At 58.9% G+C, this 12681-nt stretch carries 12 protein-coding genes and 1 pseudogene; 4 read left to right on the plus strand and 9 right to left on the minus strand.

Annotated features, from left to right (window positions below):
* Positions 1-55 precede the first annotated feature (55 nt).
* From gyrB to ACNA0I_RS22245, 4 genes and pseudogenes are all read right to left on the minus strand, one after another.
* Positions 56-2509, minus strand: coding sequence for a DNA topoisomerase (ATP-hydrolyzing) subunit B (gyrB, locus tag ACNA0I_RS22230; protein WP_415808207.1), 2454 nt, complete (start codon positions 2507-2509; stop codon positions 56-58).
* Positions 2510-2604: 95 nt separating this feature from the next.
* On the minus strand, positions 2605-3714 hold the full coding sequence (gene dnaN / locus ACNA0I_RS22235; RefSeq protein WP_415808208.1) for a DNA polymerase III subunit beta: 1110 nt from the start codon (positions 3712-3714) through the stop codon (positions 2605-2607).
* A gap of 2 nt (positions 3715-3716) precedes the next feature.
* A partial coding sequence (gene dnaA, locus ACNA0I_RS22240) for a chromosomal replication initiator protein DnaA (RefSeq protein ID WP_415808209.1) occupies positions 3717-4860 on the minus strand: 1144 nt, incomplete at its 5' end.
* Positions 4861-4867: 7 nt separating this feature from the next.
* Positions 4868-5180 (minus strand): annotated as a pseudogene (locus ACNA0I_RS22245) (DnaA N-terminal domain-containing protein); the annotation flags it as partial.
* A 279-nt stretch (positions 5181-5459) separates the two neighbouring features.
* Between ACNA0I_RS22245 and rpmH the strand changes: the two are divergent.
* The 4 genes from rpmH to yidC all read left to right on the plus strand — a co-directional run bounded on the left by rpmH (position 5460) and on the right by yidC (position 8056).
* Complete coding sequence (rpmH, locus tag ACNA0I_RS22250) at positions 5460-5594, plus strand: 50S ribosomal protein L34 (protein WP_003800771.1); 135 nt, start codon at positions 5460-5462, stop codon at positions 5592-5594.
* A 48-nt stretch (positions 5595-5642) separates the two neighbouring features.
* A complete protein-coding gene (locus tag ACNA0I_RS22255; protein WP_415808210.1) occupies positions 5643-6023 on the plus strand; it encodes a ribonuclease P protein component in 381 nt (126 codons plus the stop codon).
* Positions 6024-6027: 4 nt separating this feature from the next.
* A complete protein-coding gene (gene yidD, locus ACNA0I_RS22260) occupies positions 6028-6300 on the plus strand; it encodes a membrane protein insertion efficiency factor YidD (RefSeq protein WP_415808211.1) in 273 nt (90 codons plus the stop codon).
* Positions 6301-6361: 61 nt separating this feature from the next.
* A complete protein-coding gene (yidC, locus tag ACNA0I_RS22265) occupies positions 6362-8056 on the plus strand; it encodes a membrane protein insertase YidC (RefSeq protein ID WP_415808212.1) in 1695 nt (564 codons plus the stop codon).
* Between the two features lie 73 nt (positions 8057-8129).
* On the opposite strand, the gene ACNA0I_RS22270 is transcribed toward yidC, so the two are convergent.
* The 5 genes from ACNA0I_RS22270 to ACNA0I_RS22290 all read right to left on the minus strand — a co-directional run bounded on the left by ACNA0I_RS22270 (position 8130) and on the right by ACNA0I_RS22290 (position 12681).
* Complete coding sequence (locus ACNA0I_RS22270) at positions 8130-8609, minus strand: low affinity iron permease family protein (protein ID WP_415808213.1); 480 nt, start codon at positions 8607-8609, stop codon at positions 8130-8132.
* Between the two features lie 49 nt (positions 8610-8658).
* Positions 8659-9744 carry a calcium:cation antiporter gene (locus tag ACNA0I_RS22275; RefSeq protein WP_415808214.1) on the minus strand — a complete coding sequence of 362 codons (1086 nt, stop codon included), beginning with the start codon at positions 9742-9744 and terminating at the stop codon, positions 8659-8661.
* 104 nt (positions 9745-9848) lie between these two features.
* Positions 9849-10724, minus strand: coding sequence for an ABC transporter permease (locus ACNA0I_RS22280; protein WP_415808215.1), 876 nt, complete (start codon positions 10722-10724; stop codon positions 9849-9851).
* A 97-nt stretch (positions 10725-10821) separates the two neighbouring features.
* Entirely contained in the window at positions 10822-11634 is an 813-nt protein-coding gene (locus tag ACNA0I_RS22285) for an ABC transporter ATP-binding protein (protein ID WP_415808216.1), read from the minus strand.
* Positions 11635-12681 (minus strand): ABC transporter substrate-binding protein, encoded by a 1047-nt coding sequence (locus ACNA0I_RS22290; protein WP_415808217.1) that lies wholly within the window; start codon positions 12679-12681, stop codon positions 11635-11637.

Consider the following 12681-nt stretch of genomic DNA (forward strand, 5'->3'; position numbering starts at 1 on the left):
CCTCGCATGCCACTGAGGGAACACTATATTTCCCGCAGCATCGGCATCGACATCATCACGCATCAATATTCGACGCCGACAACGCATGCGTTTCAATAAACGCGCGGCGCGGTTCAACATCGTCACCCATCAACGTCGTAAACACTTCATCGGCAGCAATCGCGTCTTCGATCTTCACACGCAGCAAGCGACGGACCTTGGGATCCATCGTGGTTTCCCACAACTGCTCGGGGTTCATTTCACCCAGGCCTTTGTAGCGCTGCTTCGAAATACCGCGCTCGGCTTCGCTGCGCAGCCATTGCATGACCTCGCGGAAATCCGATACGAACTGCTCTTTGCGCTTGTCGCCCTCGCCACGCGCCACCACAGCGCCCGCGCCGATCAAGCCCAGGAACGTCTTGGCCGACTTGGCCAGCACCGCGTAGTCAGCGCCTTGTACAAAGTCGGCATCGATGACGCTGACCCGCACATTACCGTGATGCATACGGCGTACCATCAAGCGATGCTGCTCGTGCGCCTCGTCGAACTCGGCAGTGACTTCCACGCCATTTCCCGAGACCGCAGCGCGTAACGCCTCGGTCAACTGTTTTGCCGACGCGGCTGCAGTTTCTGCCGATGACAAATCGATCTCTACCCCTTCGGCCATTGCCGACAAGGCATCCACGTCAAACAAACGCGACAAGCGAGCAATCACGGCATCGGCCAGGACGTACTGACGTGCCAACTCGGCCAACGGCTCGCCGGTAATCGGGGCTGCACCTTGTGACGGCGTCAATTGTGCATCTTTCAACGCCAGCTGCAACATGAATTGCGCTTCTTCCTGATCGTCTTTCAGATAGCGTTCTTCGCGGCCGACCTTGACCTTGTAGAGCGGCGGCTGGGCAATATACACATAGCCGCGCTCCAGGAGCTCGGGCATCTGACGATACAAAAGCGTCAACAACAACGTACGAATGTGCGCACCGTCAACGTCCGCGTCAGTCATGATGATGAGACGGTGATAACGCAGCTTTTCCGCATTGAAATCCGGCCCGATGCTGGTGCCCAATGCGGTAATCAACGTCGCGATCTGTTCGCTGGCGATCAACCGGTCAAAGCGCGCCTTTTCTACGTTCAGCACCTTGCCGCGCAGCGGCAAGATAGCCTGGAATTTACGATCGCGCCCTTGTTTGGCCGAGCCGCCTGCCGAATCACCCTCGACGATGTACAGCTCGCACAAGGCAGGATCCTTTTCCTGGCAATCGGCGAGCTTGCCGGGCAGGCCTGCGCCCTCCAGCACGCTCTTGCGACGTGTCATTTCACGTGCTTTGCGAGCAGCCTCACGGGCACGCGCAGCCTCGACGATCTTGCCGCACAGGGCTTTCGCGTCATTGGGATTTTCCAACAACCAGCTTTCCAGCGTGCGGGCCACGGCTTCTTCGACAGCGGGGCGGACTTCGCTGGAGACGAGCTTGTCTTTGGTCTGGCTGCTGAACTTGGGCTCGGGCACCTTGACCGACAACACGCAGGCCAGGCCTTCGCGCATATCATCGCCCGAGGTCTCGACCTTGGCCTTTTTGGCCAGTTCGTTATCGGCAATGTACTTGTTGATAATGCGCGTCATCGCTGCGCGCAGCCCCGTCATATGGGTGCCGCCATCGCGCTGCGGAATGTTATTGGTAAAGCACAGCACGGTTTCGCTGTACGAGTCGTTCCATTGCATGGCGACTTCGACGCCCACCGGTACACCACCGGCACTGGACTCGGCCGTCACCGCAAACACGTTCGGATGCAGCACGGTCTTGGAACGGTTGATGTATTCCACAAACCCGCGCACGCCGCCGGAAAACGCGAAATTTTCTTCTTTGCCCTGACGCTGATCCACCAGGCGGATCTTCACGCCGTTATTCAGGAACGACAACTCGCGCAACCGCTTCGACAGAATCTCGTAGTGGTATTCGATGTTGTTGAAAATGATCGGATCGGCCAGGAAACGAACCTCGGTACCGCGCTTGTCGGTGGTGCCAGTCACGGCCAACGGGGCAACGCGTTCGCCTTGGCGAAACTCCATCTGATGCACTTGGCCATTGCGGCGAATGGTCAATCGCAGCCATTCGGACAATGCGTTCACGCACGACACACCCACACCGTGCAGACCGCCGGATACCTTGTATGAGTTCTGGTCGAACTTACCGCCTGCGTGCAGTTCGGTCATGACGATTTCTGCCGCGCTACGGCCGAATTCGTCGTCCTTGTGAATATCGGTAGGAATACCGCGACCGTTGTCGGTCACCGAAATCGAGTTATCCGTATGGATGGTGACGACGATGTCATCGCAATGACCGGCCAAGGCTTCGTCGATGGCGTTATCCACCACCTCGAACACCATATGGTGCAAGCCCGTACCGTCGGAGGTATCGCCGATGTACATGCCCGGGCGTTTGCGTACGGCCTCCAGCCCTTTGAGCATCTTGATCGAATCGGCGCCATAGCCGGTGTTCTCGGGATTGCTGTTCTGCTGATCTGACATGTTTATATCGCTAACACTTCAAAAGACGGCCTTGCGGCCAGAGCGCGGTGGGCGGCAGTATGCACGCCCCCGCGACATCGACCCATCGAGGAAAATCAAATCCGCATGGGCATGACGACGTACTTGAACTGGTCGTCATCGGGCAGGGTAATCAATGCCGATGCATTGGCATCCGGCATCACCGACCACTGAATATTTTCAGCCTTGACGTTGGACAGCACGTCCAACAGATAGCTGACGTTAAAGCCGACATCCAAGGCCTCATGGCCGTAATCGATGTCGAGTTCTTCCTGGGCTTCTTCTTGTTCCGCATTGGAAGAAGAGATCTTCATCAGGTTTTGCGCCAACTGCAGGCGCACACCTTTGAACTTGTCCGTCGTCAAAATCGCTGCGCGTTGCAAGCTGCCTTGCAGCGCCTCGCGGCTGATGACGAACTGACGCGTGTAGTTCGAAGGAATCACGCGCGTGAAATCGGGGAACTTGCCTTCCACGAGCTTGGAGACGAGTTCGACTTCGCCAAAGCGGAAACGAATCTGACCCGGCGCGACGTCAATGGATACGGGCTCGTCCGAGTCCTCGAGCAAGCGCTGCATCTCCAGCACGGTCTTGCGCGGCACGATGACTTCGTGACGCTGGGCAATGCCCTCAGCCTCTGTCGCGCAATGCGCCAGACGGTGGCCATCGGTGGCCACTGCACGTACGCAGCCGGCTTCGAATACCAGCAGCATGCCGTTCAGGTAATAGCGGATGTCCTGCTGCGCCATGGCAAAGTGCACCATGTTCAGCAAATGACGCAAGGTGCGTTGCGGCAGCGTCAGCGACACGTCCCATTTCTCGGGTTGGGCCACCGTGGGAAACTCGCTGGCGGCCAAGGTTTGCAACGCAAAGCGGCTTTTTGCCGATTGCACCGACAGCTTGTTGCTGGCCAATGCCAGTTTTACCTCGCCCGTATCGGGCAGCGCCTTCAAGATGTCCAGCAGCTTGCGCGCGGCCACCGTCGTGGACTCGTTGTCCTGTCCCACACCAAAATCCGCGTGCGTGGTGATTTGCACTTCAAGATCGGTGGCAATGAAAGCAACCTTGCTGCCTTCTTTGCGCATGAGGATGTTCGCGAGGATGGGCAGGGTATGGCGTCTTTCGACGATTCCCGCCACTGTCGACAGCGGTTTCAGCAATGCATCGCGCGTGGTTTGTACGAGTTGCATGTTCATCCTTTTAGAGTTTGTTCCAACACGTGCAGGGTATGGTTCAGCTCTGCCTGCTTGGCGCGGGCATCAGAGATTTTGCGTACTGCGTGCAGCACGGTCGTGTGATCGCGGCCGCCGAATAAATCGCCGATTTCGGGCAGGCTCTTTTGGGTTAGCTCCTTGGCCAGGTACATCGCGACCTGACGCGGCAAAGCAATATTGGCCGGCCGCCGTTTCGAATACATGTCGGCGACCTTGATTTTGTAGAAATCCGCCACGGTTTTCTGGATATTTTCCACCGTGATCTGGCCGTTCGATACAGACAGCAGGTCTTTGAGCGCTTCTTTGCACACATCGACCGACACCACATCGCGCCCGTGAAAACGGGCATAGGCCAGGACCTTGCGCAAGGCGCCTTCGAGCTCGCGCACGTTGCTGCGCAGGTGCTTGGCGATAAAGAAGGCGACCTCTTCGGGCATCGGGACGCCCTCGGACTCGGCCTTGCGCAGCAGAATGGCCACGCGCATTTCCAGCTCGGGCGGCTCGATCGCCACCGTCAGGCCGGAATCGAAACGCGAAATCAAGCGGCTGTCGATACCAGCGAGTTCCTTGGGGTAGGTATCGCTGGTGATGATGATCTGCTTGCGCTGCGCCACCATCGCCTCGAACGCATAGAAGAATTCTTCCTGCGTGCGGCTTTTGCCCGAGAAAAACTGAATATCGTCGATCAGCAGCAGGTCCAGCGAGTGGTAATAGCGTTTGAAGTCGTCAAACGCCTTGCGCTGATAGGCCTTGACCACGTCAGACACATACTGGTCCGCATGGACATAGCGCACGCGCACACCCGTGCCCGCCGCCACCATGGCGTTACCAATGGAGTGAATGAGGTGAGTCTTGCCCAGACCCACGCCACCGTACAAAAACAGCGGGTTATAGGAAATGCCGGGGTTTTCAGCCACCTGCAACGCCGCCGCGCGAGCCAATTGGTTGGCCTTGCCGGTAACGAAGTTTTCAAAGGTCAAATCGGTGTTCAGGCGCGAACGTTCGTACACCACACCGGCGGCATCAGCCTGCATCGCCGCTGCCACATTGACTGCGGGTGCGGCAGGTACAGGCGCAACGGCCGCTGGGGCTGGCGGCGCCGCCGCGGCAATCGCGGCGCCGNCCGCGNCTGGACCCGGCGGTGCGGCGCCGGGTACCGGCGCCCGGGGAGCGGTCGGAATACGGGCTGCAGCGCCATTGGCGGGCAACTCGAACGCCACCTGTACCGGTCGCTGAAACCATTCAGCCGCCAATGCCTCGATCTGGTGAGAAAAGTTCTTGCGCACCCAATCCAGCTTGAAGCGGTTGGGAGCGGCTACGCGCAACACTGCCTGCGTTTCGTCGTACGCAAGCGGTACCAGCGGCCGTATCCAGGCGCTGATTTGCTGAGGGGGGAGTTCCTGCTCTAGACGACTGACGCAGGTCTGCCAGAATTCTTTCATGTCGCTCTTATTCAAACCTCGATTCTACCTTGGTTAGGGGCAGGTTATCCACAGGCTATTCTGGTCTCTTCACTGTTCCCTTGCCGTAACTGTTTGACAAAGCAGAGAAAACTTGCTGAAATGATGGGCTTTTCCGAATTCTGTCTGTCAGAAGGTTCTTTTTACTACGCCTGAGAGGCCCCGCGCCCCTTAGCCATTATGTAGGCCAACGCACTATGCACTGGCCAGGAACCCGTCGGGCAGGTCCCTTCTGACTTTTGTTCTTTTTGTGGATCGTCCATGAAACGCACCTACCAACCTTCAGTTACCCGCCGCAAGCGTACCCACGGCTTTCGCGTGCGCATGAAAACCCGCGGCGGCCGTGCCGTGCTGAACGCTCGCCGCGCCAAGGGCCGCAAGCGCCTGGCCGTCTAAGGTCAGCACCGGGTCTGTTGCGTTTCACGCATCGACCACTGGTTGTTCATGCCGCGCGCCACGCTTCCTCCAGAGGCGCGGCTGCATCGCCCCTCTGAGTTTGCTGTCGCCCTGAAAGGCCGACGGCTGGCCCGAGGGGCTTTCTTCATTCTCAGTGCCGCCGCGCCCAGTGGCTTGCCCACGGGTCAGGCGGCTCAGGCACGTCTGGGCATGGTCATCGCCAAACGCTTCGCCGCGCATGCGTCGACGCGCAACGCGCTCAAGCGGGTCATCCGCGAGGCCTTCCGGCATCGCCGTTTGCAACTGCCCCCCCAGGACTACGTGTTGCGCTTGCACAGCAAGGTGGCACCGATGTCTCTGACCGCACTGAAACGGCTGGCTCGCACCGAAGTGGACGCTCACTTTGGCCGAGTCAAGCCACGAGAATGATGCCATGCTCAAAGCCTTGCTCATTGCGCCTATCCGGTTTTACCGCTTTTTTCTCAGCCCCTGGCTGGGGCGGCAATGCCGGTTCACGCCGACGTGCTCTGCTTATGCGATCCAGGCGATTGAACAACATGGCGCCTGGCGTGGTCTATGGTTAGCAGCGCGTCGCATTGGCCGCTGCCACCCCTGGTCACCAGGCGGCCACGACCCGGTACCGCCTTCGCATCACCCCGATGGGGCCTCATGTTGCGCGCATCACCGCCGCACTGATCCCAATTGACGCTAAACTTGTGGGTTTGCCGCTCCGATTTTGGCCGGCCCGCATACCTACCGTAGGCACCATGGATATCCGACGAACCATCCTGTGGATGATTTTTTCCTTCTCGCTGTTGCTTCTGTGGAACAACTGGCAAGTCCATAGCGGCAAACCGTCGCTTTTCGGGACGCCTCCCGCTTCCTCCAGCGCAGAATCATCCACCAACGGCGCGCAAGCCGGCGCCAACGGACAGGCTGCGACACCGTCGGTGCCCAACGCGCCTGCTGCCGCTGCGCCCAGCACAGTTCCTGGCGCCACGCCCGCACAGGCTCCCGCCCGCGCGGAGCAGGTCGTCATCACGACTGACGTGCTGCGTCTGACTTTCGATACGGCAGGCGCCCAGTTGGTTCGTGCCGAGCTGCTGAAATACCCAACCGCGGGCCAGCCTAACAAGCCCACCGTACTGCTGGATCGCTCTCCCGAGCTGACCTACGTCGTGCAATCCGGCCTGGTGGGTGCGCCTAATGGCGAAAGCTTCCCCAATCACCAGACACCGTTCCGTTTGACCTCGAGCGAACGCGAGCTATCCGGCGACACCCTGAAGGTCTCCTTCGAGGCGGAATCCGGTGGTCTGAAACTCACCAAGACCTATACGCTGCATCGCGGCCGCTACGACATCGACGTCCAGCATGCCCTGAACAACGTCTCCGGCCAAGCGCTGTCGCCTTCGCTGTACCTGCAGCTCGAGCGCGATGGCAATGATCCGGCCGATACGTCCAGTTTCTATCACACGTTCACCGGCGTCGCGGTCTACTCCGAGCAAGAAAAATTCCAGAAAGTCACGTTCTCGGACATCGCCAAAAAAAAGGGCTCCTACATCAAGCAAGCCGACAACGGCTGGCTGGCGATTGTTCAGCATTATTTTGCGACCGCCTGGGTTCCCCCGGAAGGCAAGGCCCGTACGAACGAACTGCTGCAGGTCCAACCTAATTTGTACGCGGCTCGCAGCATCGAAGCCGTCGGTACGGTCCAGCCCGGCGCGACGACCCAGGTCGATTCGCACCTGTGGGTCGGCCCTCAGGACCAAAAAGCCATGGCCGCGCTGGCGCCCGGGCTCGATACCGTGGTCGACTATGGCTGGTTGAGCATCATCGCCAAACCGCTGTTCTCGTTGCTGACCTGGCTGCACGGCCTGCTGGGCAACTGGGGCTGGGCCATTGTTGCGCTGACCGTCATCATCAAAGCGGTGTTCTTCCCGCTGGCAGCCGCCAGCTACCGTTCGATGGCGCGGATGAAACAAGTCGCGCCCCGTCTGCAGGCCCTGAAGGAAAAGTACGGCGACGATCGCCAGAAACTCAATCAGGCCATGATGGAGATGTATCGCACCGAAAAGATCAACCCGCTGGGCGGCTGCCTGCCCATGTTGGTGCAGATCCCGGTATTCATCGCCTTGTACTGGGTGCTGTTGGCCAGCGTCGAAATGCGCGGTGCGCCCTGGATCATGTGGGTGCATGACCTGTCGGTTCGCGATCCGTACTTCATCCTGCCCGCCGTGATGATGGCCACCATGTTCCTGCAGATCAAACTGAACCCCACGCCGCCGGATCCCATCCAGGCCAAGGTCATGATGATCATGCCTCTGGTGTTCGGCGGGATGATGTTCTTCTTCCCGGCAGGTCTGGTGTTGTACTGGTGCGTCAACAACACGCTGTCGATTGCTCAGCAGTGGACCATTACGCGCGGGATCGAGCGCAAAGCCGCTGAGGCGGCCAGCCGCTAAGGTCTGGCGCCCCTAGGAAAAAGCCCCCGCGGCGCCTGGCAGGCATCGCGGGGGCTTTTGTTATGAGGCCGCGTTATTCCGGATCCTTGAGCTTGCGCGCGGCCTGGGCCAGCCGGCGATAACGTTCGGCAATCTCGTTGATTTCGTCTTCTTCCATGTCTTCGATATCGACCAATTGATCACTGGCTCCCTTCAACGTCATCAGCAACTCATCCAATTTGACGTGCAAGGCACGGCTGTCCTTGTTCTGATTTTGCTGGATCAAGAAAACCATCAGAAAAGTAATGATGGTAGTGCCCGTGTTGACGACCAACTGCCATACTTCGGAAAACCCCGCCCACGGGCCGGCCAGCGCCCATAGCAGAATGATCAACACGGCACAGCCAAAGGCCATCGGCGAGCCCGTCGCCCGAGCGACGGCGCTGGCGAAATGATCGAATAGCCGGGCCATCCGCGATTGAGAGGAATGTTCATGCGCTCGAGCCCCACGGCTCTCGGCCGCATGGCCGGCCGGCGTATCACGGTGTTCAGCCTTGTTGATCTTTTGGTTCATGGCATGCTCCTTTGCAATGACGGAAAGCCGGAGTCCGCCAAAGTGCCTGCTACAACCCCAAGGCGGACAACATCAAGAACGTCGCGAACAAAGCGAAGTGAGTCATACCCTCGATGGCATTGGTCTGTCCGTCGTTCACGTTGATAGCGGCCACCACCAGCGTGACGAGCACCATCATGGTCTGAATCGGCGTCATGGCCATCTCGAACGGCTGGCCGGTATACAGCGCCAGCGCTTCCATCAAGGGCACAGTAAGAATGACTGTGGATAACGAAGCCCCCAGCGCGATATTCACAACAGACTGCATGCGATTGGCCAATGCCGCTCGCAGGGCAGTCAGAATTTCCGGGCTGGCCGAGATCAGTGCCACCACGAGAGCAGGAAGCGCCGGCGGAACATCGACATGTTCGAGCGCGACATTCAGCGATTTGGCCATGACCTCCGACAGAGCGCCGATGATGACCACGCCTGCCACCAGCAGCGCCACCGACCGTAACGTATCGGGACCACGCGAAGGCGGCGCAGCCGGCCGGCGCCGCTTTTCGGGATAGGCATAACTGAAAAAATAACTGTGCGGCCCTGTCTGCATGCGCAGGAACACCGCATACAGCATGACCATGATGAAAATCGTAAAGCCGGAATAAACATGCCACCGGTCGCGCGGAACGAACTCGGGCATGATCATGGAAATCGCCATGGCCGTGAGAATCATCACCGTATAGACGCGGCCCGAGTCGTCGTTGTACGACTGTTCGCCATGCTTGATGCCGCCCATCAGCGCCGCCAGGCCGAGGATGCCGTTGATGTCGAGCATGACCGCAGCATAGATCGTGTCGCGCACCAGGGTGGGCGAGGTATCGTGCGACATCACGATGCCCAATACGACCACCTCCACCAGCACGGCCGACAGTGTCAGCACCATGGTCCCATATGGGTCGCCGAGCCGATGCGCCAATTGCTCGGCATGAAAGGCCACGCGCTGCGACGCACAAATGATGGCAATTACCAACAGCACCGTCGCGACGGCGGCAGGGGCGGTGCCATGCGAGGTCAAACGGTCGCCTGCCGTATAGGCGATCACCGCGGCAGCGACAGCCAGGAGCAGCAGCTTTTCCTGCTTCAGTAGTGCTTGCATGACATTTTCCCGGGTTGGTACGGCAGCTTACCCCGGCGACAGTATTGTGCTCAATCATGACCGCCCCCCAGCAAACCGCGTGCCTGGGACGTTTGCACACGGATCTAGCGTTGCATGCCCCAACGCCGCACGGTGACGCGTTCCAATGTATTGAACACGAGGTTTTCCACAGCCAACCCGATCAGCACCACCGCTGCCAGGCCGGCGAACACTCGATCGGTATAAAGCTCATTGCGGTTTTGGAATATGTACCAGCCCAGTCCGCCTTTACCACTGGAGGCGCCAAATACCAATTCCGCCGCGATCAACGTGCGCCAGGCAAAGGCCCAACCGATACGCAATCCCGCCAGAATCGCCGGCAGCGCGGCAGGAACCAAGATACGCAAGACATAACCCGGTCCCTTCAAACCGTAGTTACGCCCCGCCATGCGCAACGTCTCCGGTACCGCCTGGAATCCCGAATAGATATTCAAAGCCAGCGCCCACAGCACGGAATGAATCAGCACGAACACCAGGCTGCCTTCGCCCAGGCCAAACCACAACAGGGCCAACGGCAACAAGGCAATTGCAGGCAAAGGATTCAGCATGGCCGTCAACGTCGACAAGAGATCTCGCCCCACACGCGTCGACACCGCCAACGTCGTCAGGAGAAATGCCAACACGATGCCGGCCACGTAACCCTTCAATAGCACGGCCAGCGATTGAAATGCACGGGCCGGCAGCTCGCCATTGATCAGCCCTTGTGCAAAGGCCTGAGCCGTCTGCCATGCGCCCGGCAACAGCAGATCATTATCGGTATAGCGCGCCGCGGCCTCCCATATCAGAGCCAGCGCCAACAAGATAAGAGTCTTGCGAAATGCGGCATGTTGCCGCAGTCGCTCGTACCAGGAGAGGGGAGCTTCTGCTGTTAACCCTGGCAAAGGGGGCAACACATACTCAACTTCCGGGCGCACCACGGCGCCATCCGCACGATGCGTCATGGAAATTCCTTTCATTCAATAAGAGAAAGCGCGGATCCTTATCAGCGCTGGTGTGTGGCGGCTCACGGACAACAACCCGTCGATGCGGTCTCGCAGTTCAAGCAGCACGCCGCTGTACTTGTTCCTCGGCACGCTGATGCGAGGGTATGTCAAACAGCAAATCGTGAATACGCCGCGTGGCCGTTTGAAATGCCGCTGAACCTTGGCTATGCAACGCAAATTGATGCGCATTCAATTCGGCGCGCACGCGTCCCGGGTGCGGTGACAATAGCAATATGCGATTGCCCAGCACCAGTGCTTCCTCGATGGAGTGGGTCACGAACAGCAGCGTGAAATTCGCTTCTTCCCAGAGTCCTTGCAACTCTTCTTGCATCTTGCGACGCGTCAACGCATCGAGCGCCGCAAAGGGTTCGTCCATCAACAGGACACGCGGCTGCATGGCCAGCGCACGTGCAATGGCCACGCGCTGCTTCATCCCACCCGACAACGTATGCGGATAGGCATCGGCAAACGCCGCCAAACCGACTTTGTCCAGGTAGTGCAAGGCTCGTTCGCGAGCCTCGGCACGACCCAGTTTACGCGTCGCCACCAGTGGAAACGCGACGTTATGCAATACCGTTTTCCACGGCGGTAATTGATCAAACTCCTGAAACACAACGATGCGATCAGGCCCCGGACCAGAAACCGCCTTGCCATCCAACAATATCTGCCCCGCGGCAGGTGGTATAAAGCCTGCGATCGCCTTGAGCAACGTCGATTTGCCACACCCCGATGCGCCCAACAGAATGTAGCGATCACCGTCATGCACATCGAAACTGACTTCGTGCGTAGCGCGCACACGGCGCTGCGGTGTCTTGTATTCCAGGGTCAGCTCACGGACCTGCAGCAACGCAGCGGGGGTGGTAGACATTTAGCTTCCCTCACCAATGGCGGGATCTTCGAAGAAATAATCACGCCAGCTCACAGGCGCATTTTTGATCGCGCCGATCTGATGCATGAACTTTGCCAGACCCAGCGTATTGTTCGGCTGCAGCGTGAATTTCACGTCAGGATTCGTGATGACCTTGACCAGGAAATCGCGATCCAGCTTGGCGCCCGTGACCCGGATATAGGTATCAGCCGCTTCTTGAGGATGGGCGGTCACATACGTCGCAGCCTCCTGTAGCGCCTGCAAAAAGGCACGATACGTCTTGGGGCTGTCATTGCGAAATTTTTCTGTCGCGAACAACACCGTCGAGGACGCCGGACCGCCCAATACCTCATACGAGTTCAGCACGATGTGCGCCTTCGGGTTTTCAGCCAGCTCCTGGTCTTGAAAAGGCGGATTGCCAAAATGAGCCGAGATTTCCGTGCCACCGGAAATGATGGCTGCCGTCGCATCGGGATGCGGCACGGCGACCGAGATCGCATCCAGCTTGGCGTATTGGTCATTGCCCCATTGCTTGGCCGACGCCAACTGTAATACGCGCGATTGGACCGACACACCCACCGCGGGAACCGCGATACGGTCCTTGTCGGTAAAGTCGGCAATGGTTTTGACGGCCGGATTGTTCGATACCAGGTAATAGGGGAAGTTGCCCAGCGACGCCACACCCTTGACGTTCTGACGGCCATGCGTACGATCCCATATCGTCAACAGAGGACCTACACCCGCCGCAGCGATGTCCACACCGCCCGAGAGCAGTGCATCGTTGACGGCCGATCCGCCCGACAATTTGACCCAATCGACTTTAATGTCTACACCGGCCGCCTTGCCGTGCTTTTCGATCAGTTGCTGGTCACGCGCGACGTTCAGCAGCAGATACACCACGCCATACTGCTCGGCAATCCGCAGGCGGCCTTCCTCCGCCACCGCGGGAGTGGGCGAAACGAGCGCCATGATGGCGATCGCGACGGCAAGCAAGCCTGCACTCACAGCGCGGCCCACACGTTGTTTAAGAATCTGAGTCATGGCCAT

The sequence above is a fragment of the Bordetella muralis genome (genome assembly GCF_965139205.1).
Lineage (GTDB): Bacteria > Pseudomonadota > Gammaproteobacteria > Burkholderiales > Burkholderiaceae_B > Bordetella_A > Bordetella_A muralis.